This is a genomic window from Citrobacter sp. Marseille-Q3906 (genome assembly GCF_916618775.1).
GTDB lineage: Bacteria > Pseudomonadota > Gammaproteobacteria > Enterobacterales > Enterobacteriaceae > Citrobacter > Citrobacter murliniae.
Map to the genome: position 1 here is coordinate 391,835 of NZ_CAKAKA010000003.1, position 25,302 is coordinate 417,136.

24 protein-coding genes and 1 pseudogene are annotated in these 25,302 nt (G+C 52.0%); 17 read left to right on the plus strand and 8 right to left on the minus strand.

The features are described 5' to 3' along the window. Window positions 1–81 precede the first annotated feature (81 nt). Window positions 82–2,634 carry a peptidoglycan glycosyltransferase/peptidoglycan DD-transpeptidase MrcA gene (mrcA, locus tag LG384_RS19150; protein ID WP_045448432.1) on the minus strand — a complete coding sequence of 851 codons (2,553 nt, stop codon included), beginning with the start codon at window positions 2,632–2,634 and terminating at the stop codon, window positions 82–84. 120 nt (window positions 2,635–2,754) lie between these two features. Here mrcA and LG384_RS19155 point away from each other — a divergent pair, with 120 nt between their 5' ends. The 12 genes from LG384_RS19155 (at window position 2,755) to trpS (ending at window position 12,916) form a co-directional block, all read left to right on the plus strand. Further along, window positions 2,755–3,534 (plus strand): DNA utilization protein HofM, encoded by a 780-nt coding sequence (locus tag LG384_RS19155; protein ID WP_225761392.1) that lies wholly within the window; start codon window positions 2,755–2,757, stop codon window positions 3,532–3,534. Continuing rightward, window positions 3,534–4,073 carry a PilN domain-containing protein gene (locus LG384_RS19160; RefSeq protein WP_225761393.1) on the plus strand — a complete coding sequence of 180 codons (540 nt, stop codon included), beginning with the start codon at window positions 3,534–3,536 and terminating at the stop codon, window positions 4,071–4,073. Before LG384_RS19155 ends, LG384_RS19160 begins: the two co-directional genes overlap by 1 nt. Then, entirely contained in the window at window positions 4,057–4,527 is a 471-nt protein-coding gene (locus LG384_RS19165) for a hypothetical protein (RefSeq protein WP_225761394.1), read from the plus strand. The genes LG384_RS19160 and LG384_RS19165 overlap by 17 nt, the downstream gene beginning before the upstream one ends. Next, complete coding sequence (locus tag LG384_RS19170; RefSeq protein ID WP_045448425.1) at window positions 4,517–4,921, plus strand: HofP DNA utilization family protein; 405 nt, start codon at window positions 4,517–4,519, stop codon at window positions 4,919–4,921. Before LG384_RS19165 ends, LG384_RS19170 begins: the two co-directional genes overlap by 11 nt. Then, window positions 4,833–6,071 carry a DNA uptake porin HofQ gene (gene hofQ, locus LG384_RS19175; RefSeq protein WP_225761395.1) on the plus strand — a complete coding sequence of 413 codons (1,239 nt, stop codon included), beginning with the start codon at window positions 4,833–4,835 and terminating at the stop codon, window positions 6,069–6,071. Before LG384_RS19170 ends, hofQ begins: the two co-directional genes overlap by 89 nt. 405 nt (window positions 6,072–6,476) lie before the next feature. Continuing rightward, window positions 6,477–6,998, plus strand: coding sequence for a shikimate kinase AroK (gene aroK / locus LG384_RS19180; protein ID WP_003023552.1), 522 nt, complete (start codon window positions 6,477–6,479; stop codon window positions 6,996–6,998). 55 nt (window positions 6,999–7,053) lie between these two features. Continuing rightward, the gene (gene aroB, locus LG384_RS19185; RefSeq protein WP_048222884.1) at window positions 7,054–8,142 is read left to right on the plus strand and encodes a 3-dehydroquinate synthase; all 1,089 of its coding nucleotides are present in this window, start codon (window positions 7,054–7,056) and stop codon (window positions 8,140–8,142) included. A 96-nt stretch (window positions 8,143–8,238) separates the two neighbouring features. Further along, the gene (gene damX / locus LG384_RS19190; protein ID WP_225761396.1) at window positions 8,239–9,519 is read left to right on the plus strand and encodes a cell division protein DamX; all 1,281 of its coding nucleotides are present in this window, start codon (window positions 8,239–8,241) and stop codon (window positions 9,517–9,519) included. 117 nt (window positions 9,520–9,636) lie between these two features. Further along, window positions 9,637–10,473, plus strand: coding sequence for an adenine-specific DNA-methyltransferase (dam, locus tag LG384_RS19195; protein WP_045448416.1), 837 nt, complete (start codon window positions 9,637–9,639; stop codon window positions 10,471–10,473). Between the two features lie 17 nt (window positions 10,474–10,490). Continuing rightward, window positions 10,491–11,168, plus strand: coding sequence for a ribulose-phosphate 3-epimerase (gene rpe / locus LG384_RS19200; RefSeq protein WP_045448414.1), 678 nt, complete (start codon window positions 10,491–10,493; stop codon window positions 11,166–11,168). After that, window positions 11,161–11,919: a phosphoglycolate phosphatase gene (gph, locus tag LG384_RS19205; protein WP_225761397.1), complete on the plus strand. Its 759-nt coding sequence runs from the start codon at window positions 11,161–11,163 to the stop codon at window positions 11,917–11,919. The genes rpe and gph overlap by 8 nt, the downstream gene beginning before the upstream one ends. Beyond that, complete coding sequence (gene trpS / locus LG384_RS19210) at window positions 11,912–12,916, plus strand: tryptophan--tRNA ligase (RefSeq protein ID WP_045448410.1); 1,005 nt, start codon at window positions 11,912–11,914, stop codon at window positions 12,914–12,916. Before gph ends, trpS begins: the two co-directional genes overlap by 8 nt. Window positions 12,917–12,930: 14 nt before the next feature. Here the strand turns inward: trpS and LG384_RS19215 are convergent. The 5 genes from LG384_RS19215 to kefG all read right to left on the minus strand — a co-directional run bounded on the left by LG384_RS19215 (window position 12,931) and on the right by kefG (window position 17,634). After that, window positions 12,931–14,186, minus strand: a protein-coding gene (locus LG384_RS19215; RefSeq protein WP_225761398.1) for an IS3 family transposase whose coding sequence is annotated in 2 segments (ribosomal slippage) — window positions 12,931–13,835 and window positions 13,835–14,186 — 1,257 coding nt in all. Because the reading frame shifts where the segments join, the coding sequence is not laid out codon by codon here. A gap of 190 nt (window positions 14,187–14,376) precedes the next feature. Then, a complete protein-coding gene (slyD, locus tag LG384_RS19220) occupies window positions 14,377–14,973 on the minus strand; it encodes a peptidylprolyl isomerase (protein WP_045448357.1) in 597 nt (198 codons plus the stop codon). Between the two features lie 94 nt (window positions 14,974–15,067). Then, window positions 15,068–15,268, minus strand: a complete 201-nt coding sequence (locus tag LG384_RS19225; RefSeq protein WP_005121675.1) for a YheV family putative zinc ribbon protein — start codon at window positions 15,266–15,268, stop codon at window positions 15,068–15,070. A 9-nt stretch (window positions 15,269–15,277) separates the two neighbouring features. Then, window positions 15,278–17,083: a glutathione-regulated potassium-efflux system protein KefB gene (kefB, locus tag LG384_RS19230; RefSeq protein WP_045448360.1), complete on the minus strand. Its 1,806-nt coding sequence runs from the start codon at window positions 17,081–17,083 to the stop codon at window positions 15,278–15,280. After that, a complete protein-coding gene (gene kefG / locus LG384_RS19235) occupies window positions 17,083–17,634 on the minus strand; it encodes a glutathione-regulated potassium-efflux system ancillary protein KefG (RefSeq protein WP_225761600.1) in 552 nt (183 codons plus the stop codon). The genes kefB and kefG overlap by 1 nt, the downstream gene beginning before the upstream one ends. 132 nt (window positions 17,635–17,766) lie before the next feature. On the opposite strand from kefG, the gene LG384_RS19240 reads away from it, so the two are divergent. Next, the gene (locus LG384_RS19240) at window positions 17,767–19,668 is read left to right on the plus strand and encodes an ABC transporter ATP-binding protein (protein WP_045448362.1); all 1,902 of its coding nucleotides are present in this window, start codon (window positions 17,767–17,769) and stop codon (window positions 19,666–19,668) included. A gap of 70 nt (window positions 19,669–19,738) precedes the next feature. On the opposite strand, the gene LG384_RS19245 is transcribed toward LG384_RS19240, so the two are convergent. After that, entirely contained in the window at window positions 19,739–21,229 is a 1,491-nt protein-coding gene (locus LG384_RS19245) for a nicotinate phosphoribosyltransferase (RefSeq protein WP_225761399.1), read from the minus strand. A 14-nt stretch (window positions 21,230–21,243) separates the two neighbouring features. Next, window positions 21,244–22,104, minus strand: coding sequence for a ribose-phosphate diphosphokinase (gene prs, locus LG384_RS19250; protein ID WP_225761400.1), 861 nt, complete (start codon window positions 22,102–22,104; stop codon window positions 21,244–21,246). A gap of 189 nt (window positions 22,105–22,293) precedes the next feature. On the opposite strand from prs, the gene LG384_RS19255 reads away from it, so the two are divergent. The 4 genes and pseudogenes from LG384_RS19255 to LG384_RS19270 all read left to right on the plus strand — a co-directional run bounded on the left by LG384_RS19255 (window position 22,294) and on the right by LG384_RS19270 (window position 25,256). Further along, window positions 22,294–23,013, plus strand: coding sequence for an NUDIX domain-containing protein (locus LG384_RS19255; protein WP_045449811.1), 720 nt, complete (start codon window positions 22,294–22,296; stop codon window positions 23,011–23,013). Window positions 23,014–23,048: 35 nt separating this feature from the next. Further along, a pseudogene (locus LG384_RS19260) lies at window positions 23,049–24,117 on the plus strand (hydrolase). Next, window positions 24,114–24,332 (plus strand): YheU family protein, encoded by a 219-nt coding sequence (locus LG384_RS19265; RefSeq protein ID WP_045448370.1) that lies wholly within the window; start codon window positions 24,114–24,116, stop codon window positions 24,330–24,332. Before LG384_RS19260 ends, LG384_RS19265 begins: the two are co-directional and overlap by 4 nt. Before the next feature lie 54 nt (window positions 24,333–24,386). Next, on the plus strand, window positions 24,387–25,256 hold the full coding sequence (locus LG384_RS19270) for a phosphoribulokinase (RefSeq protein ID WP_045448372.1): 870 nt from the start codon (window positions 24,387–24,389) through the stop codon (window positions 25,254–25,256). Window positions 25,257–25,302: the final 46 nt, after the last annotated feature.

Genomic DNA, 25,302 nt, shown 5'->3' on the forward strand with positions numbered 1-25,302 from the left:
CCGGTGGTGCTGTCGCTTATCCGGCCTACGATTTAGCCACTGTACATAGGCCGGATGAGCAACGCACCATCCGGCAAAAGATTAGAACAACTCGTGTGTCTCACCATTATCGATAATGGTTGTCCCCACTTCATGCACAGCCTGCTGAGTTGGCTGCGTGCCCTCAATAAAATACTCTTCGCGACTGTTTCCGCCGCTCGCCAGTTGCCCAGTACTGCGATCAATATTGACCGTCACGATGCCAGGCGGTGGCGTCAGCGGCTGCTCAGGAACGCCTTCTAACACACTCTTCATGTAGGCATCCCACGCCGGCTGTGCGCTCTTTGCTCCACCTTCATAGCCAGAGATTTGATCTTTGATTGCACCAGAGGCGGTGGAGTGTCCGAGATTGCGGCGATGATCGTCAAAACCGATCCATACCGAGGTTACAACCCCAGGCCCATAGCCGGAGAACCAGGCATCTTTAGAGCTGTTGGTGGTCCCGGTTTTACCGCCGATATCACGACGTTGTAAATCGCGACCCGCACGCCAACCGGTTCCCATCCAGCCCGGCTCGCCGAAGATATTGGTGTTCAGCGCGCTTTTAATCAGGAAAGCCAGCGGTGTGTTGATCACGTGAGGAGCATATTCCTGTGTCCCGCTTTGTGCGACCAGCGCCTGATTAGCCTGCTCAAGCTTCGGCATCGGCACGGTGGAATTCTGCTGTTCCTGCGAGATGGCGACGTCCTCAACGTTACTGTTTTCCAGTACGTTAGACTTCTGGGTATCACCATAAATGACAGGAATATCACACTCCGGGCAGGCAATTTTCGGCTTCGCTTCGAAGATGACCCCGCCCTGATCGCTTTCAATCTTGCTGATAAACCATGGGTCAACCAGGAAACCACCGTTGGCCATAACCGCGTAGCCGCGTGCCACCTGCATTGGGGTGAATGATGCGGAACCCAGAGCCAGTGATTCGGTGTGGACAATGTTCTGTGCCGGGAAGCCGAAACGCTGCAGATATTCTGCCGCGTAGTCCACGCCCATCGCTCGCATCGCGCGAACCATCACGACGTTCTTCGACTGACCGAGTCCCTGACGTAAGCGGATAGGCCCGGCGTACTGCGGCGGTGAGTTTTTCGGCTGCCAGTCAGAACCGGCACCCGCATCCCAGCGAGAAATCGGCACGTCATTCAGCATACTTGCCAGCGTCAGACCTTTATCCATCGCGGCGGTATAGAGGAATGGTTTGATATTCGAACCGACCTGACGCAACGCCTGAGTTGCACGGTTGAATTTGCTCTGATTGAAATCAAAACCACCCACCAGCGCCAGTACCGCACCGTTTTGCGGGTTGATAGAGACCAGGGCGGAGTTAACGTCCGGTACTTGTGCCAACCACCAGGCATCGCCGACCTGGCGTACCCAGATTTGCTGACCTGTCTGGACGACATCTGTCACTTTACGCGGTGTCGGGCCTTGTTGTGTATCTGAACGGTATGGACGCGCCCAGCGCATGCCTTCCATGCGCAATGCAACCGACGTGCCGTCTGCCAGTGTAGCGGTTGCTTCCTGCGGATTAGCGCTGGTGATCGCTGCCGGTAGTAATGGTCCGTAGGTTGGGAGAGCTTTCAGCGAATCGGTGATTTTTTTGGTATCCCAGGCGCTTTCACCCACTTTCCACAACACATTCGACGGGCCGCGGTAGCCGTGGCGCATGTCGTAATCCATTACGTTGTTGCGTACTGCCTGCTGGGCTGCTTGCTGTACTTTGCGTGTGATGGTGGTGGTGATGCGATACCCGTCTTCATAGGCTTTTTCGCCATAACGGCTATACATCTCCTGACGTACCATCTCTGATAAATAGGGTGCAGAGAAGGCTATTTCCGGAGCGTGGTAGTTGGCGTCAATGGCTTCGCTACGCGCCTGATCGTACTGGGCCTCGGTAATGTAGTTCTCGCTCAACATACGTGACAACACGACGTTACGTCTCGCGGTAGCTCGGTCCATTGAATAGAGCGGGTTGAATGTTGACGGCGCTTTTGGCAGCCCGGCAATTACGGCTATCTCGCTTAAGCTGAGCTGGTCGACCGTCTTGCCGAAATAGACCTGTGCCGCGGCACCCACGCCATACGCGCGATACCCCAGATAAATCTTGTTCAGATAAAGCTCGAGGATCTCGTCTTTACTCAGCAATTGCTCAATGCGGATCGCCAGGAACACCTCTTTGATCTTACGCATCAGCGTGCGTTCCGGGCTAAGGAAGAAGTTTCTCGCCAGCTGTTGGGTAATGGTACTTGCCCCCTGCGACGCATGGCCGGAGAACAGCGCTACGCTTGCCGCACGGAAGATCCCGACCGGGTCAACACCATGATGCTCATAAAAACGGCTGTCTTCTGTCGCGATAAAAGCTTTGACCATTTCCGGCGGCATTTGATCCAGCGTTACCGGGATTCGGCGTTTCTCGCCATATTGCGCGATCAGCTCGCCGTCAGCGCTGTAAACCTGCATCGGGATCTGCAAACGTACATCTTTTAACGTCGCGACGTCAGGTAATTGCGGCTCAATGTAGCGATAGAGGCCATAAATCGAGCCTGCTCCCAGCAGGATGCAACATACTGCAAGGATTAATAAATACTTTACGAACTTCACTGGAGATTTCCCATTTAGTGGCATTTGGGCAGTTTATAAACAAACGCGCGGTAGTATAAAGGCAAGCCAGACGCATTGATATACCCGTTAAAGCAACGGGTGATAAGGAGATCATCAGCAATGGCTTTCAGTATCTGGAAAATTGGTCTGCATATTCAGCAACATGAAGTGCTGGCTGTTGTCGTCTCTCGTGACGGCTCTGGTTGGTTTCTACCACGCTGGTGGCGTATGCCATTGGCACGTCAGGTTATCGTTGAGGGTCACATTCGCGAGCCTGAACAGCTTGCGGCAGTGTTAATGCCGTGGAGTCGTGAGCTTCCCCGCCGACACCATATCTATCTGTCCTTTCCCGCCAACAGGACACTACAAAAAAAATTTCCACGCCCTGCAATGACCTTACGTGAGCCAGAACAAACGGCATGGTTGTCGGGGTCTATGGCACGTGAGCTGGATATGGAGCCGGATGCGCTGAATTTTGATTATAGTGAAGATACGTTAAGCCCGGCATTTAACGTGACAGCTGCGCAAAGCAAAGAAATTTCAGCACTCCTGACACTGATGCAAACGCTGAAAGTACAGGTTGCTGCCATCACGCCTGATGCCAGCGCACTACAACGCTTTATTTCCTATTTGCCACCGCATCAACAGTGTCTGGCCTGGCGTGACGATGAGCAATGGCTATGGGCGACCCGTTATGCCTGGGGACGTAAATCGGCAGGTGATATTACCGTTCTTGACGATCTTGCTGCGACATTATCTCTGGCAACAGAAAACATTGCTCTGTGCGCGCCCAAAGGATTCGATCCCTTAAGCGTCGTGTCTGTCCGCCAGCCGCCCATTCCTCCAGAAAGCCACGTTTTTGCCATTGCGCTGGGTCTTGCTATGGGGGAAATGGAGTGATGACACCGACAATCAATCTTTTGCCCTGGCGTCAGTCACGACGCAATGCCTGCCTGCGGTTTTGGGGGGCTTTATTTAGCGGTTCACTGCTGTTGATTGTCGGCTGCGCGTTGAGCTATTACGCCGTTACCCGTGTAGAAAACCGGGCTGATACTGTGCTGATAACCGCCGAAAAAATGCGGGCTGATGCCCTGGCGGCGCTAAAGCCTCGTTTGCAACTACGTCAGCAACAATGGCAACAAGCTCAGCAACGAGAAAGACTGCGTGACCAGACGCGAAGTTGGCAGCCCATTCTGGAAGGGCTGGCGGCTCTGTTACCAGAGCATGCGTGGTTGACGAAAATGACCTGGCAGCAAGATACGCTGGAAATTACCGGCAGTACGCTGAACTTTTCTGCATTAAAAGTGCTGGAAAATCAATTGCATCAGCAGACCTTTCTTCAGGTAGGTAGCCCAGGGGAAACACAGCAGGATGCACAGGGCCGTTGGCATTTCCACTATCGTCTGATACGGAGCGCTACGCATGATAGCCCTCTGTGATGGCTGGTTGACACAATCGCCGCGTTTTCGCACCGCCTGTTGGGCTGGCTGGAGTTTTACGCTGGTTATTATTGTCGCGTTATGCCTGTTTTACCCTGCGGTGCAGGCGCGAAATGCACAACGAACAGCGTTAACACAGCAACGTGCGGTAATTCAATTGCAGTGGCGAAACCTGTACCAGTTGGCTGCTTCGGTCGACTCAACGCTTTCGGCAACTGAAGAGAAGATAATTCCTTTTTCTGCTTTAGCGTTCCAGACCCCTGTTACACGTTTGATTCACTGGCAACCCTCCGCGCAGGGGGGCGAGCTGGCGCTGAGGTCAGCCTGGGATGCGATCCCGCCAATGTTCGTGCGTTTGGCGGAGCAGGGAATGAATGTCAATCGGTTCTCTCTCAGCGTGGAGGATGCTGAGCTGCTATTAACGATACAGCTGGAGCGTCTGAATGAAGGGTAAACGATGGCTGTTGGTGTGTTCCAGCTTGCTGATATTGACCGGTATGCGTAATCCCTTCCAGCCGCCAGAAGATCACTGTCAGCTTTCTGAACTATCGACGTGGCGCTATCAAGGCGCCGTGATCAAGGGAGAGCGAACGATAGGCCTGGTGCTGGATGGCAAGCATAAATGGCGGCGTGTAGAGCAGCACGATGTTTTGAACAGTGGCTGGACGGTCTCTCAGGTTACGGCGCAAAACATGACCATTGACACGGATAAAAATTGCGAGCCGTCACGGAGGCAATGGCAACGACAAGGAGAGGTGAATGAAGCGATGGATAGCGGCAGTTCTGATGACAATAGTTCCCACCTTGCTGGCGGGGAAAACGCAAAACGTGACGCTGGTGGTGGATGAGGGTCCAGTTGTTCAGGTGCTGCAGGCGCTTGCTGAACAGGAAGGCAAAAATCTGGTGGTTTCTCCCGATGTCAGTGGCGTACTGTCACTGCACCTGGCTGATGTACCGTGGAAGTTGGCATTCCAGACTGTGGTGAAAAGCGCCGGACTGGTACTGCGTCAGGAGGGAAACATCCTGCATGTGCATTCTGTTCGCTGGCAGAATGAAAATGCGGCACGTCAGGAGAGTGAGCAGGTACGGATTCAGGCGAGTCTACCGCTGGAACATCGCAACATAATTTTGCACTACGCTGATGCAACAGAGCTGGCTAAAGCCGGTGAGAAGCTGCTGAGTGCAAAGGGCAGCATGACGGTCGACAAACGAACCAACCGGTTATTACTGCGTGATAACAACGTTGCGCTGCTCGCTCTGGAGAAGTGGGTGGCGCAAATGGATTTACCCGTTGAGCAGGTTGAACTGGCGGCACACATTGTTACGATTAATGAGAAAAGCCTGCGCGAGCTGGGAGTTAAGTGGTCACTGGCTGATGCACAACAATCGGCGACGGTGGGTGATGTCACGACGCTTGTCAGCGATCTCTCCGTACCTGCTGCGACCACCCGTGTAGGGTTTAACATTGGGCGTATTAATGGGCGTTTACTTGAGCTGGAGCTTTCTGCGCTCGAGCAAAAGCAGCAGCTCGATATTATTGCCAGCCCACGGTTACTGACATCTCACTTGCAACCTGCCAGTATTAAGCAGGGGAGTGAGATCCCTTACCAGGTTTCCAGCGGAGAAAGTGGCGCGACCTCCGTTGAGTTCAAGGAGGCTGTGCTGGGAATGGAAGTCACGCCAACAGTGCTGCAGCAAGGGCGGATTAGACTTAAACTACATATCAGCCAGAATGTTCCCGGTCAGGTATTACAACAAGCGGATGGCGAAGTGCTGGCTATTGATAAGCAAGAGATTGAAACCCAGGTAGAAGTAAAAAGTGGAGAAACAATCGCGCTGGGTGGGATTTTTTCGCGTAAAAATAAATCTGCGGAGGACAGCGTCCCGCTGTTAGGCGATATCCCCTGGCTGGGTTATTTTTTTCGTCATGACGGCAAAGAAGATGAGCGACGCGAGTTAGTCGTGTTTATCACGCCAAGACTGGTCCCGACAGAATAACTTATGCAGGAAAAGCCGTTGTTTTTGCACTGAACACGTTTCAGGGATTTGACGTGCGGGTGTATTTAGCATACAAGGAGTACCGATTTGAGCGTCGGTACTTTTCTTTACTTATGCGAGCAGTGAACATGCCTTGCCTTTCTGGTGGTGTGTCATTGGCTTATTTGGCCTCATTTGGCTACGCGATACGTCGCTGAGCCTGATGTTTACGGGGTAGCTTATCTACCACAACCAGAAATGCGCAAGGATTGGTGATTTATTCAGTTGCCAAACCCGCTTGAGTATTGAGATAATTTTCAGTCTGACTCTCGCAATATCTTATGAGGTTTCAGTTCATGTCCTGCTGCGCTGTGTGTCTGCGAAGCGGGTTTACCATTAACGAATAGTCTTAGTAGTACCGAAAAAATGGCAGAGAAACGCAATATCTTTCTGGTTGGGCCTATGGGTGCCGGAAAAAGCACTATTGGGCGCCAGTTAGCTCAACAACTCAATATGGAATTTTACGATTCTGATCAAGAGATTGAGAAACGAACCGGAGCTGATGTGGGCTGGGTCTTCGATGTAGAAGGTGAAGACGGCTTCCGTGATCGCGAAGAAAAAGTCATCAACGAGTTGACGGAAAAACAGGGTATTGTGCTGGCAACTGGCGGTGGCTCTGTTAAATCACGTGAAACACGTAACCGTCTTTCCGCTCGTGGCGTCGTGGTCTATCTTGAAACGACAATTGAAAAACAACTTGCGCGAACTCAACGCGACAAGAAACGCCCGCTGCTGCAGGTAGAATCGCCGCCTCGTGAAGTTCTGGAAGCGTTGGCTGATGAACGCAATCCTTTGTATGAAGAGATTGCTGACGTGACCATTCGCACCGATGATCAGAGCGCAAAAGTCGTGGCAAACCAGATTATTCATATGTTGGAAAGCAACTGATTCTGGCTTAATACACTCGTCTGCGGGTACAAGTAACTAAGGTGGATGTCGCGTCATGGAGAGGATTACAGTCACTCTCGGGGAACGTAGTTACCCTATCACCATCGCGGCTGGTTTGTTTAATGAACCGGCTTCATTCTTACCGCTGAAATCGGGCGATCAGGTTATGTTGGTGACCAACGAAACTCTGGCTCCCCTTTATCTCGATAAGATTCGCGGCGTACTTGAACAGGCGGGTGTTAACGTTGATAGCGTGATCCTTCCCGATGGTGAGCAATATAAAAGCCTGACGGTTCTGGACACGGTTTTCACCGCGTTACTGCAAAAACCGCACGGTCGTGATACCACGCTGGTTGCTCTCGGTGGCGGCGTGATTGGCGATCTTACCGGTTTTGCTGCGGCAAGCTATCAGCGTGGTGTACGTTTTATTCAAGTTCCGACAACGCTGTTGTCGCAGGTTGACTCCTCCGTTGGCGGCAAAACTGCCGTAAACCATCCCCTCGGTAAAAATATGATTGGCGCGTTTTACCAACCGGCCTCCGTGGTGGTGGATCTCGACTGTCTGAAAACGCTTCCTGCGCGAGAGCTGGCATCGGGACTGGCGGAAGTAATCAAGTACGGCATCATTCTTGACGGTGAATTTTTCAGTTGGCTGGAAGAAAATCTGGACGCGCTGTTACGTCTGGATGGCCCGGCAATGGCGTACTGTATCCGCCGTTGTTGTGAGCTGAAAGCAGAAGTTGTCGCAGCAGACGAGCGCGAAATGGGCTTACGTGCTTTACTGAATCTGGGGCATACGTTTGGCCACGCAATCGAAGCTGAAATGGGTTATGGCAATTGGTTGCATGGTGAAGCTGTTGCAGCAGGTATGGTGATGGCGGCTCGTACGTCAGAGCGCCTGGGCCAGTTTACCTCCTCTGATACGCAGCGCATCATTACGCTGCTTAAGCGAGCAGGCTTACCGGTTAATGGACCTCGTGAGATGTCTACTCAGGCATATTTGCCGCACATGCTGCGTGATAAGAAAGTGTTGGCGGGAGAGATTCGTTTAGTGCTTCCGCTGGCCATAGGGAAGAGTGAAGTACGCGGCGGAGTGTCGCATGAGGTGGTTCTTAACGCTATTGCTGATTGCCAGCAGGTGTAACAACAAGAAAGGTCCGGCTTGCGTTGCAAAGCGTAAGTCTTTTAGCTTCAGGTTATGTGCAAAGTCGTAAGCATTAACCTTTGAGTGGGGTGTTAAATGGATGAATTCAAACCAGAAGACGAGCTGAAACCCGATCCCAGCGATCGTCGTACTGGTCGTTCTCGTCAATCGTCTGAACGTGATAATGAGCCGCAAATCAATTTTGATGATGTTGATCTGGATGCCGACGATCGTCGTCCAACGCGTGCGCGTAAAGAGCGTGATGAAGAGCAAGAAGTTGAAGAAGACTATGAATCTGATGACGAAGCTGTGGATGAAGAGCGTGTAGAACGTCGTCCGCGTAAGCGTAAACAAGCTGCCAGTAAACCTGCCTCTCGTCAGTACATGATGATGGGCGTAGGTGTCCTGGTGCTATTGCTGTTGATCATCGGTATCGGTTCAGCGCTGAAGGCCCCCTCATCCTCCTCTTCCAGTGATCAGACTGCGTCTGGCGAGAAGAGCATCGATCTTTCTGGCAGTAACGCAACGGATCAAGCGAGCACGGCTCAGCCGGCTGGCAATACGCAGCAGGATGTTTCTCTGCCACCGATTTCCTCTACACCGACCCAAGGACAGGCACCTGCTGCCGCTGAAGGTCAGCAGCGGGTTGAAGTGCAGGGCGATCTGAACAATGCCCTGACGCAGCCGCAAGGCCAGGAACAAGTTAATAATGTGGTAGTGAATTCTACGCTGCCCACTGAACCTGCTACCGTTGCACCAATTCGCAATGGCAATACGGCACGTCAGACTGCTACAACAGAACCTGCGGAACGCCACGTAACTACGCGTCCGGCAGAACGCAAACAGGTTGTTATTGAGCCGAAGAGTAAGCCGCAAACTACAGTGAAAGCGACGCCGACAGAGCCAAAACCGGTTGCTCAGGCGAAACGCACTGAACCGACAGCGCCAGTCACTACGACGAAAGCGCCAGCCGTGACAGCTACACCAAAAGCGACAACTGAGCCAAAAGCAACCGTAAGTACGACGCCTGCCCAGACTGCTGCACCTGCGACAACGACTACAACACCTGTTGCTGGCGGCGCGAAAAGTGCAGGGAATGTTGGTGCTTTAAAATCCGCACCGTCCAGTCATTACACTTTGCAGCTCAGCAGTTCTTCTAACTACGACAACCTGAATGGTTGGGCGAAGAAAGAGAACCTGAAAAACTACGTGGTGTATCAGACGACGCGTAACGGTCAACCGTGGTATGTTCTGGTGACTGGCGTGTATGCGTCTAAAGATGACGCTAAACGTGCAGTGTCTACGTTGCCTGCCGATATTCAGGCGAAAAATCCGTGGGCAAAACCGCTGCATCAGGTTCAGGCAGATTTGAAGTAAGATAGGCTATGTTCTGCAATTGTTTGATGTTTCGCCCAATTGCGGGACAAAGACTAAAGCGCAGGATGCTGTCGGAGCTTTCTCCACAGCCGGAGAAGGTGTAATTAGTTAGTCAGCATGAAAAAAAATCGCGCTTTTCTGAAGTGGGCAGGGGGAAAATACCCCCTGCTTGATGATATCAAGCGGCATTTGCCCCAAGGTGAATGTCTGGTTGAACCCTTCGTGGGTGCCGGGTCGGTGTTCCTCAACACCGACTTTTCTCGTTATATTCTTGCCGATATCAACAGCGACCTCATCAGTCTCTATAACATCGTGAAGGCGCGTACTGATGAGTATGTGCAGGCTTCACGCGAGCTGTTTGTACCTGAAACTAATCAGGCTGAGGTGTACTATCAGTATCGGGAAGAATTTAATGCCTGTCAGGATCCGTTTCGACGTGCGGTGCTGTTCTTATATCTGAACCGTTTTGGCTACAATGGCCTGTGTCGTTATAACCTCCGTGGCGAATTTAACGTGCCATTTGGCCGTTATAAAAAACCCTATTTCCCGGAAGCAGAGTTGTATCATTTTGCAGAAAAAGCGCAGAATGCAGAATTCCATTGCCTTTCGTATGAAGAGTGCATGGATCGTGCCGATGTAAACTCTGTCGTCTATTGTGATCCGCCGTATGCCCCATTGTCTGCTACGGCGAATTTCACCGCTTATCATACCAACAGCTTCAGCCCAAAAGAGCAGGCCCGTTTGGCTGAGATGGCAGAAAAGCTGGTCAGTAAGCGAATCCCGGTGTTAATTTCGAACCATGACACGCCCGATACCCGAGAGTGGTACAAAGCGGCGAAACATTTTCAGGTCAAAGTGCGGCGCAGTATAAGCAGCAACGGCGGCACACGTAAAAAGGTGAACGAATTGCTGGCTCTGTACAAACCAGGGGTCGTAACGCCTGCGAAAAAATAATTCTCAAGGAGAAGCGGATGAAACAGTATTTGATTGCCCCCTCAATTCTGTCGGCTGATTTTGCCCGCCTGGGTGAGGACACCGCGAGAGCATTAGCTGCCGGTGCCGATGTCGTGCACTTCGACGTCATGGACAACCACTATGTACCGAATCTGACTATCGGGCCGATGGTGTTGAAGTCGCTGCGTAAATATGGGATCACTGCCCCAATTGATGTCCATCTGATGGTGAAGCCGGTTGATCGTATTGTCCCGGACTTTGCTGCGGCAGGAGCCAGCATCATTACTTTTCATCCTGAAGCCTCCGAGCATGTCGACCGCACTTTACAGCTCATCAAAGAGAACGGTTGCAAGGCGGGTCTGGTGTTTAACCCGGCGACACCGCTGAGCTACCTGGACTACGTAATGGATAAGCTGGATGTGATCCTGCTGATGTCCGTAAATCCGGGGTTTGGCGGGCAGTCTTTCATTCCGCAAACGCTGGAAAAATTACGTGAAGTCCGTCGCCGTATTGATGAATCCGGCTATGACATCCGCCTGGAAGTCGATGGCGGCGTCAAGGTGAACAACATTGGCGAAATCGCGGCAGCGGGTGCTGATATGTTTGTCGCAGGCTCTGCAATTTTCGACCAACCAGACTACAAAAAAGTCATTGATGAAATGCGCAATGAATTGGCGAAGGTAAGTCATGCATAAATTTCAGGACATTCGTGGCGTTGCATTCGACCTCGACGGTACGCTGGTTGACAGTGCGCCAGGATTAGCCGCAGCGGTGGATATGGCGCTGTACGCGCTGGAGTTACCGACGGCGGGTGAAGAACGCGTGATTACCTGGATAGGTAATGGCGCTGATGTGTTGATGGAGCGTGCGCTCACCTGGGCTCGTCTGGAGCGTGCCACGCTGCGTAAAACGATGGGTAAACCGCCCGTAGATGACGACATTCCTGCTGAAGAGCAGGTGCGTATTTTACGTAAGCTGTTCGACCGCTATTACGGTGATATCGCTGAAGAAGGAACCTTCTTGTTCCCTCATGTTGCTGATACGCTGGGTGCGTTGCATGCGCAAGGCCTGCCGTTAGGCCTGGTGACCAACAAACCAACGCCGTTTGTGGCGCCGTTGCTCAACGCATTGGACATCGCCAAATATTTTAGCGTGGTCATCGGTGGTGACGACGTGAAAAACAAAAAACCGCATCCCGATCCACTACTGTTAGTGGCTGACAGGATGGGGATTCCCCCCGAGCAATTGCTCTTTGTGGGCGATTCGCGCAATGATATTCAGGCCGCAAAAGCGGCTGGTTGTCCCTCAGTTGGCCTAACGTATGGTTATAACTACGGTGAAGGGATAGATCTCAGCCAGCCAGATGTAATTTACGACAGCATTAATGACCTTCTGCCCGCACTCGGGCTTCCGCATAGCGAAAATCAGGAATTGAAAAATGACTAAGCCCATCGTTTTTAGTGGCGCACAGCCCTCAGGTGAATTGACCATTGGCAACTATATGGGTGCGCTGCGTCAATGGGTAAACATGCAGGATGACTACCATTGCATCTACTGTATTGTGGACCAGCATGCTATCACCGTCCGTCAGGATGCTCAGAAGCTGCGTAAAGCAACACTGGATACGCTGGCGCTTTATCTGGCGTGTGGTATCGATCCTGAGAAAAGCACCATTTTTGTTCAGTCCCACGTACCAGAGCATGCACAGTTAGGCTGGGCGCTGAACTGCTACACCTATTTTGGTGAACTGAGCCGTATGACCCAGTTCAAAGACAAATCTGCGCGCTACGCTGAGAACATCAACGCCGGTCTGTTTGACTATCCGGTACTGATGGCCGCTGATATTCTGCTGTACCAGACGAATCTGGTACCGGTAGGTGAGGATCAGAAGCAGCACCTGGAACTGAGCCGCGATGTTGCCCAGCGTTTTAATGCGCTGTATGGCGATATCTTTAAAGTGCCTGAGCCGTTTATTCCTAAATCTGGTGCGCGCGTGATGTCCCTGCTGGAGCCGACGAAGAAAATGTCTAAGTCGGATGACAACCGTAACAACGTGATCGGCCTGCTGGAAGATCCGAAATCAGTGGTTAAAAAAATCAAACGTGCAATGACGGATTCCGATGAGCCGCCTGTTGTGCGCTACGATCTGCAGAATAAAGCGGGTGTTGCTAACCTGCTGGATATTCTCTCTGCCGTGACCGGCCAGAGCATTCCAGAACTGGAACAGCACTTTGAAGGCAAAATGTATGGTCACCTGAAAGGCGAAGTTGCGGAAGCTGTTTCCGGTATGCTGACTGAGCTTCAGGAGCGCTACCACCGTTATCGTAATGATGAAGCTTTCCTGCAGAAAGTAATGAAAGACGGCGCAGAAAAAGCCAGTGCTCGCGCATCTGAAACGCTGAAAGCGGTTTATGAAGCGATTGGTTTTGTCGCTAAGCCGTGATTCATTCAGTGTGACTAGTCCTGATATAGGTTGACAGTTTTTTGTCTGTAAAACGCCTGATGAACATCATCGGGCGTTTTGTATTTCAGGGCCAGATGTGGCCGTTCATGGTTATAAATTGCCACGGACTCTTTTACCATCATCCGGGCTTGTGCAAGATCCTCCGGGCGCGAGAGTAAAAACTCATTTTTCAGTATCCCGTTTATTCTCTCAGCCAGCGCATTCTGGTAGCAATCGTAACCATCGGTCATTGAACAGGTTATTCCGTTTCGCTCATGAACTGACTGATAAAGTACCGAACAGTATTGCAGTCCTCTGTCAGAGTGATGTACCAGCGGACCTGTCGTTTTTCTCCGCCTCAGAGCCTGTCTGAACGCCTTTACCACGTTTTCTGTCTGCAGGTTTTCCCCGACATGGTAACCCACGATTTTTCTGGAGCAGGCATCGGTGACCAGACTCAGATAAGCCGTGCCGCTGCGCAGCGGAAGGTAAGTTATATCAGCGACCCAGACCTGCTCTGGCTCAAGGGGGGTAACCTGCTCAGGGCCGGGTTTCAGCAGATTAGGATGCCGGTAAAAGCGATGATGGCTGTTAGTGGTTTTGTGATATGCCCGTTTCACTGGCACCAGGAGCCGGTATTCATCCAGCAGGTTAAACAGATGGTCTCGTCCGATATTCAGCATTTTATCGGACTGAGTGTTCAGCAGATAGTGCAGTTTACGCGTACCGATTCGCGGCTGACGACACCTGACTCGGGCAACAAACTCAATAACCTGAGCATGATGTTCCTGTCTTTTTATGCGTCTTGTGTTGTCCTGATACCACGCCTGTCTGCTGTGCCCCAGGAACTGGCATGCACGCGTAACAGTTATTTTTGTGGCCGGACTTTGCGCGAGGACTTGCCGGGCCGCTTTTTTACAACGCTCACCCCGTAATCATTTTTCAGGACGTTGATAACCGACTCAAAAAACTCAGCTTTCTGGTTCGCCAGCTCAAGCTGTTCTTCAAGTTCCCTGATTCTTTGCTCGGGTGTAAGCGGGATAATCGTCTGAGCCACAGGCAGTTTCCTCTTCACCAGGTCAGGAAGTCCGGGACTCCAGTCAAGTCGGCCATACTTACGCAACCAGACAAGAACGGTGGAGCGCCCCTGAATACCATACCGCTGCTGGGCCTGTTTATAGGTCATCTCGCCTTTTTCAACCTGCTCAACAACAGCTATTTTAAAGGATAGAGGGTAATCGCGTTGGGTGCGTTTGAACTCAGTCATCATCACGTTCTCCGTATTTAAGTCAGGAACGTGTCAACGCTATTCAGGATGGGTCAGAGACATAAAAAAAGCGGGGAATTCCCGCTTTTTTTGTGCCGGATAGCGACGTAAACATCTTATCCGGCCTACTCATATATACCCAAAGGATTTCAAATCACAGCCAATACCGCTGTGGGTTGAAAGACGAAGGGTATTAGTGGCAACCGCAGCCGCCATTACCTTTACCGCCACCGCCGCAGCAACCTTCGCCGCCGTGCTCGTGCCCATGGTCGTGGCCATGACCGCCGCAGCAACCGTCGTGGTCGTGATCGTGGTCATGACCGTGCGCACCGTGAACGTGACCGTGAGCCAGTTCTTCTTCGGTTGCTTCGCGGATCGCAACAACTTCAACGTTGAATTTCAGGTTCTGGCCAGCCAGCATGTGGTTACCGTCAACCACTACGTGGTCGTCTTCCACTTCGGTAATTTCTACCGGTACAGGTCCCTGGTCGGTTTCAGCCAGGAAGCGCATGCCAACCTGCAGTTCATCAACGCCCATAAATACATCTTTAGGAACGCGCTGCACCAGGTTTTCGTCATACTGACCATAAGCGTCGTTTGCGCCTACAGCAACATCGAATTTATCGCCAACTTCATGACCGTCCAGCGCTGTTTCCAGACCAGAGATCAGGGAACCGTGACCATGCAGGTAGTCCAGCGGTGCACTCACCGGAGACTCATCAACCAACACACCGTCTTCTGTACGTACCTGATAGGCCAGGCTGACCACCAGGTCCTTTGCTACTTTCATGATATCTCCTGAGCATGGAAAGAATAGTGGCGCAGATTGTAGCGGAATTCTGCACCCGTGTACCCTCTAGCTTAAAAAAAGCTGCGCCATATCGCTAGTCCGGATGAAAAATCCCTATCACTTGTTCTTCTTTGCGAACGTGCTCGCGTGCTTCTTTATCGGCTTCCCGCATCTGATGGCCACACTTAACACACTCAACAATATCGATATTATTTTCGCGCCACATCGCCAGCGAGTCCTGCGCCTGGCAGGACGGACATTTTGCACCTGCAATAAAACGTTTACGAATTGCCATGGTTATCCCCTACTCAAATTCATCCCAGCCATCCAGCTGTCGTCGCTCTTGCTGCATCTCTCGATGGAAAATTTCCTCCAGTTCGCGCCGGGCTTCTCTGGCACGAGAGATTTGTACCGTATCGGTATGTATCGGGATCAACTCCCGTAGCATACGCATGTCCAGCCGCCGGAAATGCAGCTGAGCACGTTGGGCCTGATGCGGATGCATACCCAATGAAACCAGAGTTTTACGTCCCAATTCCAGCGCACTCGAAAAGGTTTCGCGGGAAAACTGCGTTACACCAGCTTGTAATAACTCATGTGCTTCCACGCGTCCGCGCGCTCGCGCAAGAATATGCAAATGCGGAAAATGCTGCTGACACAGTTCCACCAGCTTCATCGTATCTTCAGGCTCGTTACAGGTGATCACTATCGACTCCGCCGCTTCAGCACCAGCGGAACGTAAAAGTTCTACTTGTGTCGCATCGCCGTAATAAACTTTATAGCCATATTTACGCATCAGATTAACCGCGCTGATATCGCGTTCCAGCACGGTAATACGCATTTTATTCGCCATCAGCAAACGGCCTATTACCTGCCCAAAGCGCCCAAACCCCACCACAATCACCTGCGGTTTATCATCTTCCACCCAAGGTTTTTCATCTTCATCATCCGGGCCGTTAATCTGGCGGGAGAGCCATTTATCAATCAGCTTCATCAACAACGGTGTCGTCATCATCGACAATGTGACGGTCACCAGCAGCAGCGCCATTTGATCGCCCTGAAACAGTCGTTGTGATGATGCCGTTGAAAAAAGGACGAAGGCAAATTCTCCCCCCTGGCTTAACACACCGGCAAACTGCATACGCTCCGAGCTTCTCATCCCATTCAGTCGCGCCAATAGATACAGCACCAGCGTCTTAACAACTACCAGCACAATAACGCTCGCGACCACCCACAGAATGTGGGTATACAGAACGCCAAGATTTAGCGACATCCCCACAGATATGAAGAACAAACCAAGCAACAGACCTTTAAAAGGATCAATTGCCGTTTCCAGCTCATGTCGATATTCGCTTTCCGCCAGCAGCACGCCCGCGATAAAAGTTCCAAGGGCCATCGACAACCCCAACGCATCCATGAATAAAGCAGAACCCAGTACCAGGAGCAGAGTGGCTGCGGTAAATACCTCCCGTACGCCGGAATCCGCGATAAAGCGAAAAACGGGACGGAGCAGATAACGCCCACCAATCAACATGCCAGCAAAGGCCAGCACCTTCATTCCTACTTTGATCCAGTCAAAATGTTCGTCAGCAGAACCGGCTAACAGCGGAACCAACGCCAGCGCGGGGATCACCGCCAGATCCTGAAATAGTAATACCGAAAAACCCAGTTGCCCGGATTCGCTGCGGTTCATCCCCTTTTCCCGCATCAGCTGCAGCGCCATCGCCGTTGAGGACATCGCCAACCCGATTCCGCCCACTACTGCCGCCTGCCAGGAGAAATTCGTGAGCATCAGCAGGCCAGCCAGAACCACTGCGCTGAGCATCACTTGAGCTGCGCCGACGCCAAATATTGAGCGTCGCAACTGCCATAGCTTGGAAGGGTTAAGCTCCAGCCCAATGATAAACATCAGAAAAACCACACCCAATTCAGAGAAGTGGAGGATTTCATCCACATCGCTGATGAACCCTAGTCCCCACGGACCAATAGCGATCCCCGCCAGCAAATACCCCAAAACAGGGCCAATGCCCAGCCGCGATGCCAACGGCACCGCAGCTACCGCCGCGAAGAGGAATAACACTCCCGCCAGTAATAAATCAGAACCTTCCATCAGCGGCCTCCCGAAGGAATCGGATTTGCCAGCCAGTCGCCATACGCTTTAGCATGACTGTCCAGCTCCTGCTTTGTCTGCCGCCTGGCCCAGTAAACGATAATAGGGCTCATCCAGTGCATCCGGCACATTCCGGCCGTCAACTCAAAAGGGCGCAGCACATCGCTCATCGGATAGCGGTTCAGCGCATCATAACGGTAAGCACTTTCCGGCTCACCAGTAGTGATGACACTCCGCCAGTACTTTCCCGCCAGTTGATTTCCACCCGGACCGCTGGCGAATCCACGGCTGAGAACACGGTCAAGCCATTCCTTTAACAGGGCCGGACAGCTATAGGTGTATAGCGGATGCTGGAAAACAATCACATCATGCTCACGCAGTAGTTCCTGCTCGCGCGGAATATCGATAAAAAAATCGGGATAGTGTGCGTAAAGATCGTGCACGGTAACATTACTGAGCTGCATGGCCGGTTTAAGCAGAACCCGGTTCGCGACCGAGTCCTGAGATTCCGGATGGGCATACAGCAGCAAAACTTTCGCTGGCTGGAACATCATTCCCCTCCCGGTTATGTCTTTTGTCTATTTTCGACGTTTTGGGCTACCATTGCGCCTCGGTGCGGCAAAGCGCCCGCACATTACATTATCATAATGATAAATTAACATAGTCTGAACATACGGCGCCTTATGATTGTTTTCTCCTCGTTACAAATTCGTCGCGGCGTGCGCGTCTTACTGGACAATGCCACGGCCACCATTAATCCAGGGCAGAAGGTTGGTCTGGTCGGTAAAAATGGCTGCGGTAAATCTACCCTGCTGGCATTGCTGAAAAATGAAATCAGCGCCGACGCCGGGGGATTTACGTTCCCTGGTAACTGGCAGCTCGCTTGGGTGAACCAGGAAACACCAGCACTTCCTCAGCCTGCGCTGGAGTACGTGATTGACGGTGACCGCGAATATCGTCAGCTGGAAGCACAGTTGAACGATGCCAACGAACGTAACGATGGAAACGCCATTGCGACCGTACACGGCAAACTGGACGCTATTGATGCATGGACGGTTCGCTCGCGTGCCGCCAGCCTGTTACACGGCCTCGGTTTTTCGAATGAGCAGCTTGAACGTCCGGTCAGCGATTTCTCCGGCGGATGGCGTATGCGCCTCAACCTTGCTCAGGCACTGATTTGTCGTTCAGATCTTCTGCTGCTTGATGAACCGACCAACCACCTCGATCTCGACGCGGTAATCTGGCTGGAACGGTGGCTGAAAAGCTATCAGGGCACGCTGATCCTGATCTCTCATGACCGTGATTTCCTCGATCCGGTGGTAGATAAAATTATTCATATCGAACAACAGACGATGTTCGAGTACACCGGTAACTACAGCGCGTTTGAAATTCAGCGCGCTACGCGTCTCGCACAACAGCAGGCGATGTACGAAAGCCAGCAGGAGCGCGTGGCGCATCTGCAAAGCTACATCGATCGCTTCCGCGCCAAAGCAACTAAAGCAAAGCAGGCACAGAGCCGTATTAAAATGCTGGAACGCATGGAGCTCATCGCTCCGGCTCATGTCGATAACCCGTTCCATTTCAGTTTCCGCGCGCCGGAAAGCCTGCCCAATCCATTGCTGAAAATGGAAAAAGTCAGCGCAGGCTATGGCGATCGCGTCATCCTCGACTCCATCAAGCTGAACCTGGTTCCGGGGTCACGTATCGGCCTGTTAGGACGTAACGGTGCGGGTAAATCAACGCTGATTAAACTGCTGGCGGGAGAACTGGCGCCGATCAGTGGTGAAATCGGTCTGGCGAAGGGTATTAAGCTCGGCTATTTCGCTCAGCATCAATTGGAGTTCCTGCGGGCTGATGAATCCCCTATTCAGCATCTGGCACGCATGGCGCCGCAAGAGCTGGAACAGAAACTACGCGATTACCTCGGCGGATTCGGCTTCCAGGGAGATAAAGTTACCGAACAGACCGCGCGCTTCTCCGGCGGTGAAAAAGCGCGTCTGGTGCTGGCGCTGATCGTCTGGCAACGCCCGAACCTGTTGCTGCTCGATGAGCCGACTAACCACCTGGATCTCGACATGCGTCAGGCGCTGACCGAAGCATTAATTGATTTCGAAGGCGCACTGGTTGTGGTTTCGCACGACCGTCACCTGATTCGCTCCACTACCGACGACCTCTATCTGGTACACGACAAGAAGGTCGAGCCGTTTGATGGCGATCTGGAAGATTATCAGCAGTGGCTAAGCGACGTACAAAAGCAGGAAAACCAGAGCGACGAACCGGCGAAAGAGAGTGTCAACAGCGCCCAGGCGCGTAAAGACCAGAAGCGCCGCGAAGCAGAGCTGCGAACCCTGACGCAACCACTGCGTAAAGAGATAACCCGTCTGGAAAAAGAGATGGAAAAGCTACACGCACAACTGGCACAGGCGGAAGAGAAGCTTGGCGACAGCGAACTGTACGACCAAAGTCGCAAAGCTGAACTAACGGCATGCCTGCAACAACAGGCGAGCGCAAAATCCGGGCTGGAAGAGTGCGAAATGGCCTGGCTGGACGCGCAGGAACAGCTTGAGCAAATGCTTGCCGAGTAGCCTTGATTGCCGGATAAAGGTGCGAAAGCGTCTTATCCGGCCTAGCGACAGATTAATGGGAGGATGTAAACTAGCGTTGCGTCGCCAGACGCTGGCGAATTTGTTCGAAATGTTCACGATTGAAAAGCTTGCCGTCAAGAAAGCGCGTTTTCAACTCTCCTTCCATCTCCTGCCCCCAGTTTTGTTCATCATGCAGGCATAGCTCACCTTGATCATCACGCGCGACGCGCAGCAGTCCCCGGGCTGAACGTTTCAGACCATTGTCGGTTTTCGGCTCTTTAAAGATCGTCCGTCCTTTACCGTCAACCTCCCCCCATGTTGCTTTCATCGCAAAACCAAATGTATCACGCGTGCTGTACTGGTAAGTGAATGAACCAACCCCAAATACCACATTTGAACTGGCAAATCCTTTTGCTTCCAGGCGACGCAGGATTTCATTCGCCCGCTCAAGGGTAATGGAATCGCCATAGATCAACCCGACATGTGGGTCGAGCACCTTATACCCTTTGGAGTTAATCGTGCCGCCAAAAATTTCCCACAGCACTTCCACTGAGCCTTTCTCCTGCGGGGTACGATCGGCACGAGAATCTTCATCCGCGCTGGTGCCGCACAGAATATCTACCGGATTACCGCTGTCCGGGCGGAATACTACCCGGCCCTCACGCGCCAAAATGATGTGCTTTAGTTCAAGGGTATATTCCGTCAACACCTGCCAGTAGTCCCAGGTATCTGAGACTATCGACACAAATCCCTGCGGGTAGAGATCAGCAATCAGGCGACGAAAAGTTTCAATCTCATGCTCGCGCTCCCCCATACACATTACGCTGTGCTCAGTTGCGGGAATACTGGCGCCGATAAAATATCCTTCGCCGTCAGTGTAATAATCGCGGGCATAGAGCAACGATGGAATGCTGTCAGTACCTTTAAAACTCAGCAAATGCCCGCTTCCTGCCTGCATGGTATCCTGCAAACCAGACATGCCTCGAAATGAAAAATCATGACACTGGAAATCGAGATGTGTCTGATCGCTACAGGTTTTCTCCGCCCAACGTTCGCAGATTTTGCGATAGTGGTGAGCAATAGTAGCGTTAGTTGACGCTTTCCACAGTTCCGCCGACAACACAGTCTCAAGGTAATTCACCAGCCAGAAAAACTCAGGTTTGGTATTGATGATGGTTAATACCGGCACCGCCATCGGAACTTTGCTACCTTCATCCAGCGCCTTGATATGCAGTGGCAAATAACCCAACTGGTGCAGCGCGCGAATGTGGTCAACCGCTACAGCATCTTTTCCAAGATAGCTGTCCATTACCTGCTTGTATTCCTTTACCACCTCTTCCTGCGCTCGAGCAAAGAACGCCTCGTTAAACAGGTCGATCAGAAACCACTGCAGAAATCCCTGCAGACCGAAGAACACCAACTTGCCATCCAGCAGTGGTGACGAAAAAAAGCGATCGCTACGTGGCGTAAAGTTGGAATAGACCCGGCTGGTTCCTTGCGGATACTGTACGCGGTGAGAAACTTTGTAGCCGTCGATGGCCAGAATAGGGTTCATTTTCATAATAATTATCTCCCTCAGGCGCGGTAAATCGCGTCAATATCGATAAGTTCAAGCTGCGGATGTGCCAGCGCAGATACAGCTAAAGAGGTTGTGGTGTAGATGGCATCAATGCCGTTGGCGAACAAGTGCTCAACACCCTTAGAAAAGATACCGTGGGTGACATACAGGCTAACGCTGCGGGCTCCGGCATCACGTAAAACCTGAGCTGATCCAATAAAGGTGCCACCGGCATCACACAGGTCGTCAACAATCAGCAGATCTCTGCCCTTAACATTCCCCGCAACCAGTGCAAACCCGGTCAGATTGCCAGTTGCCACATCACGTTTTTTGCTCAGAATGGCATATTCAGAGACACCTACCGCTCTGGCGACAGCATCAATTCTCTTCAACGATCCGGCATCTGGTGCAACCAGCATCAACGCTTTTTGTTGAAACTGGCGCTGCAGGGTCACGCTTTGTTGCAGACAGGTCTCCTGCGAAATAGCCACAAAGTTATCTATTGCCGCTGCCGCGGCTTCGCTGTGTGGGTCGAGCACTTTTACCTTGTCAAACTTCAGTGTATTGAGCTGACTGGCAAAGACTTTCAGCGCAAAGCTGTCACCCGCGACCATATGTCGGTCCTGGCGCGCCCATGGCAGCCAGGGGAGTTCGAGGTGACTGACCAGTACATCGGTTTGGTGGCGAACCGCTTCCACTAGTTGCGCCACCAGCATAAAGTCGTTCATATCACGCATTGCCATCGCCCGAATGCGCATCAGACGAGCAGAGGATGGCAACGCATCGGTTACTTTCAACCAAGCGGCCCCGTCAGGAAAAACACCGCTGGCAATTGCGTACACCTGCTCATCCAGGGTTAATGTCAATTTTACGCTCATCGCTCTCTCCTTAATTGTGTCCTTTAGACACAATTAATAATGTCCTTAAGACATATTTAAAGCAAGCATAATATGCATTAATCTTCACCATGGTGATAATCAACTGATAAGTAACAAGAAAAAACGAAACTTGCCCCCCATGGTTGGGCTGGTACACTTGTGAGCGTTGCAAATCATCGTGAGTACCTTATGACCACCGAAGCTGACTATCTGAATCAGTATGATGCCCGCCGCTTTCCCTCCCCTTTGGTGACAGTGGATAGTGTGTTGTTTACCCTGCATCAACAGGCGCTGTGTGTGTTGCTGGTAGAACGGGCAAACCAGCCACAAAAGGGGTGCTGGGGATTACCCGGTGGCTTCATTGATATGGCCCACGATGATTCCACCCGTGCCACGGCAATGCGTAAACTCACTGAAAAAACAGGTGTTTCTCCTTCCTGGTTGGAACAACTGGATACGTTTTCCGGACCAGATCGTGATCCGCGCGGCTGGAGCCTGACCGTCACCTGGTTCGCCTTGATCGCCTGGGTAGACTGTGAGCCGCACATTGCCAGCGTCAGTGATGCCCGTTGGGTTCCTGTTGATAAACTTGCCGACTATCCACTCGCATTTGACCACCAGAAAATCATTGAGGCGGCCCTGCATCGGCTACGGCAAAAAACGATGTATTCTTTACTGCCCGTTTACTGTTTACCGGATACCTTTACTCATGGTCAGCTCCAGGAAGCCACTGAGGTAATCCTTGGCCAGTCCATTCAGCGTAAAAGTCTGATCCGCCGCTTTGAAGCATCAGGCATGTTTGAAGATACCGGTGAAAGTATGGCGACAGGCACGCGAAAAGCCCGTTTATGGCGGCGTAAACCCGGCGTGGATATCCATCTTTTCTCGCGTAACCTACTGACTGACTAAGCGTAAACTTACATATTGACTAACCCGCAGGCCTTCTGCGCGGTATAGTTGCTCATTCCGTTTATTGATTGCTCTGGTGTTATGGTTGAAATCACTCCTACAGAAATGACCCCATCCGCCGACGATTCACGAGAATTCCGTCCGATGCGCGGGATCCGTAATCGCCATCTACAGACGATGCTACCGCGTTTGATTCGCCGTAAAGTGAAGTTCGACGCCCACTGGCAGCGGCTCGAGTTACCTGATGGCGACTTTGTCGATCTGGCCTGGAGTGAAGATCCACAGCAGGCAAAACATAAACCGCGTCTGGTGGTTTTTCACGGCCTGGAAGGTAGCCTGAATAGTCCATATGCTCATGGACTGATTGAAGCAGCGCAAAAGCGCGGCTGGCTGGGTGTGGTGATGCACTTTCGCGGCTGTAGCGGAGAACCGAATCGCCTGAACCGAATTTATCACTCCGGCGAAACCGAAGACGGCACCTGGTTTTTACACTGGCTGGAACGTGAATACGGCCGCGTACCAACTGCGGCGGTAGGTTATTCGCTCGGCGGCAATATGCTGGCATGCCTGCTGGCAAAAGAAGGGCGAGACATTCCGATAGATGCGGCGGTTATCGTATCCGCACCTTTCGTGCTCGAAGCCTGTAGCTACCATATGGAGAAAGGTTTCTCCCGGGTCTATCAGCGCTATCTGCTCAATCTTTTAAAAGCCAATGCCTCACGTAAACTCGAAGCCTATCCAGGCTCACTGCCGGTCAGTCTGGCGCAACTGAAATCCCTGCGCCGCATTCGCGATTTTGACGATCTCATCACCGCCAAAATCCACGGTTTTGCCGATGCTATAGACTATTATCGTCAGTGTAGTGCCATGCCGTTATTGAATCAGATCGCCAAACCGACGCTGATTATTCATGCCAAAGACGATCCTTTTATGGATCATCATGTGATCCCCAAACCGGAAAACCTGCCATCGCAGGTGGAATATCAGTTAACCGAACACGGCGGACACGTCGGATTTATTGGTGGCACATTGCGCCATCCTGAGATGTGGCTGGAGTCCCGTATCCCAGACTGGCTGACAACATACCTGGAGGCGTCATCATGATGATCCCGTGGCAGGATATCTCCCCGGAAGCACTGGACAACCTGATTGAAAGCTTTGTCTTGCGTGAAGGCACCGATTATGGTGAACATGAACGCTCGCTCGAACAAAAAGTCGCCGACGTCAAACGCCAACTACAATCTGGTGAAGCCGTGCTGGTGTGGTCCGAACTGCATGAAACGGTCAACATTATGCCGAGGAAACAGCTTCACGAGTAATCCGCTGCCGACGGCTGACTATAATAAAAAAACCAACCTATTTATGGAGTTGTTATGTCTGCCAAACATCCGGTGATTGCGGTAACAGGATCCAGCGGCGCGGGGACCACCACCACCAGCCTCGCGTTTCGTAAAATTTTCGCGCAGTTAAATCTGCGTGCTGCCGAGGTGGAAGGTGACAGTTTTCATCGCTATACCCGCCCGGAAATGGACATGGCGATCCGCAAAGCGCGCGATGCCGGACGGCATATCAGCTATTTCGGCCCCGAAGCCAATGACTTCGGCCTGTTAGAACAAACCTTCATTGAGTATGGTCAGGCAGGAAAAGGCCAGTCGCGTAAATATCTGCACACTTACGACGAAGCCGTTCCGTGGAACCAGGTTCCAGGTACGTTTACCCCCTGGCAACCACTACCTGAGCCGACTGACGTTCTGTTCTACGAAGGACTGCACGGCGGTGTCGTCACTCCGCAACAAAATGTGGCGCGACATGTCGACCTGCTGGTTGGCGTTGTGCCAATCGTCAACCTGGAATGGATTCAGAAACTGACCCGTGATACCAGCGAGCGCGGACACTCACGTGAAGCGGTGATGGACTCGGTCGTGCGTTCAATGGACGACTACATCAATTACATCACTCCACAGTTTTCCCGCACGCATATTAACTTCCAGCGTGTGCCAACTGTCGACACCTCCAATCCCTTTGCGGCCAAGAGTATTCCGTCACTGGATGAGAGCTTTGTGGTGATTCATTTCCGCAACCTGGAAGGGATCGATTATCCCTGGTTGCTGGCGATGCTGCAGGGTTCATTCATCTCCCACATCAATACGTTAGTCGTACCGGGTGGCAAGATGGGGCTGGCAATGGAATTGATCATGCTGCCGTTAGTGCAACGACTGATGGAAGGAAAGAGGATCGAGTGAAGTGTTGCCGGATGGCGGCTGATGCCTTATCCGGCCTACGGGTTTA

Excerpts from the sequence above, each read along its gene's own strand:
- slyD (WP_045448357.1), bottom strand. The coding sequence starts at position 14,973 with ATGAAAGTAGCAAAGGACCTGGTGGTCAGCCTGGCCTATCAGGTACGT.
- gph (WP_225761397.1), top strand. The coding sequence starts at position 11,161 with ATGCATAAATTTCAGGACATTCGTGGCGTTGCATTCGACCTCGACGGT.
- LG384_RS19240 (WP_045448362.1), top strand. The coding sequence starts at position 17,767 with ATGATTGTTTTCTCCTCGTTACAAATTCGTCGCGGCGTGCGCGTCTTA.
- aroK (WP_003023552.1), top strand. The coding sequence starts at position 6,477 with ATGGCAGAGAAACGCAATATCTTTCTGGTTGGGCCTATGGGTGCCGGA.
- aroB (WP_048222884.1), top strand. The coding sequence starts at position 7,054 with ATGGAGAGGATTACAGTCACTCTCGGGGAACGTAGTTACCCTATCACC.
- kefG (WP_225761600.1), bottom strand. The coding sequence starts at position 17,634 with ATGTTCCAGCCAGCGAAAGTTTTGCTGCTGTATGCCCATCCGGAATCT.
- LG384_RS19155 (WP_225761392.1), top strand. The coding sequence starts at position 2,755 with ATGGCTTTCAGTATCTGGAAAATTGGTCTGCATATTCAGCAACATGAA.
- LG384_RS19225 (WP_005121675.1), bottom strand. The coding sequence starts at position 15,268 with ATGGCAATTCGTAAACGTTTTATTGCAGGTGCAAAATGTCCGTCCTGC.
- damX (WP_225761396.1), top strand. The coding sequence starts at position 8,239 with ATGGATGAATTCAAACCAGAAGACGAGCTGAAACCCGATCCCAGCGAT.
- kefB (WP_045448360.1), bottom strand. The coding sequence starts at position 17,083 with ATGGAAGGTTCTGATTTATTACTGGCGGGAGTGTTATTCCTCTTCGCG.
- trpS (WP_045448410.1), top strand. The coding sequence starts at position 11,912 with ATGACTAAGCCCATCGTTTTTAGTGGCGCACAGCCCTCAGGTGAATTG.
- LG384_RS19265 (WP_045448370.1), top strand. The coding sequence starts at position 24,114 with ATGATGATCCCGTGGCAGGATATCTCCCCGGAAGCACTGGACAACCTG.
- rpe (WP_045448414.1), top strand. The coding sequence starts at position 10,491 with ATGAAACAGTATTTGATTGCCCCCTCAATTCTGTCGGCTGATTTTGCC.
- hofQ (WP_225761395.1), top strand. The coding sequence starts at position 4,833 with ATGAAGCGATGGATAGCGGCAGTTCTGATGACAATAGTTCCCACCTTG.
- LG384_RS19255 (WP_045449811.1), top strand. The coding sequence starts at position 22,294 with ATGACCACCGAAGCTGACTATCTGAATCAGTATGATGCCCGCCGCTTT.
- LG384_RS19270 (WP_045448372.1), top strand. The coding sequence starts at position 24,387 with ATGTCTGCCAAACATCCGGTGATTGCGGTAACAGGATCCAGCGGCGCG.
- LG384_RS19160 (WP_225761393.1), top strand. The coding sequence starts at position 3,534 with ATGACACCGACAATCAATCTTTTGCCCTGGCGTCAGTCACGACGCAAT.
- LG384_RS19170 (WP_045448425.1), top strand. The coding sequence starts at position 4,517 with ATGAAGGGTAAACGATGGCTGTTGGTGTGTTCCAGCTTGCTGATATTG.
- prs (WP_225761400.1), bottom strand. The coding sequence starts at position 22,104 with ATGAGCGTAAAATTGACATTAACCCTGGATGAGCAGGTGTACGCAATT.
- LG384_RS19245 (WP_225761399.1), bottom strand. The coding sequence starts at position 21,229 with ATGAAAATGAACCCTATTCTGGCCATCGACGGCTACAAAGTTTCTCAC.
- LG384_RS19165 (WP_225761394.1), top strand. The coding sequence starts at position 4,057 with ATGATAGCCCTCTGTGATGGCTGGTTGACACAATCGCCGCGTTTTCGC.
- dam (WP_045448416.1), top strand. The coding sequence starts at position 9,637 with ATGAAAAAAAATCGCGCTTTTCTGAAGTGGGCAGGGGGAAAATACCCC.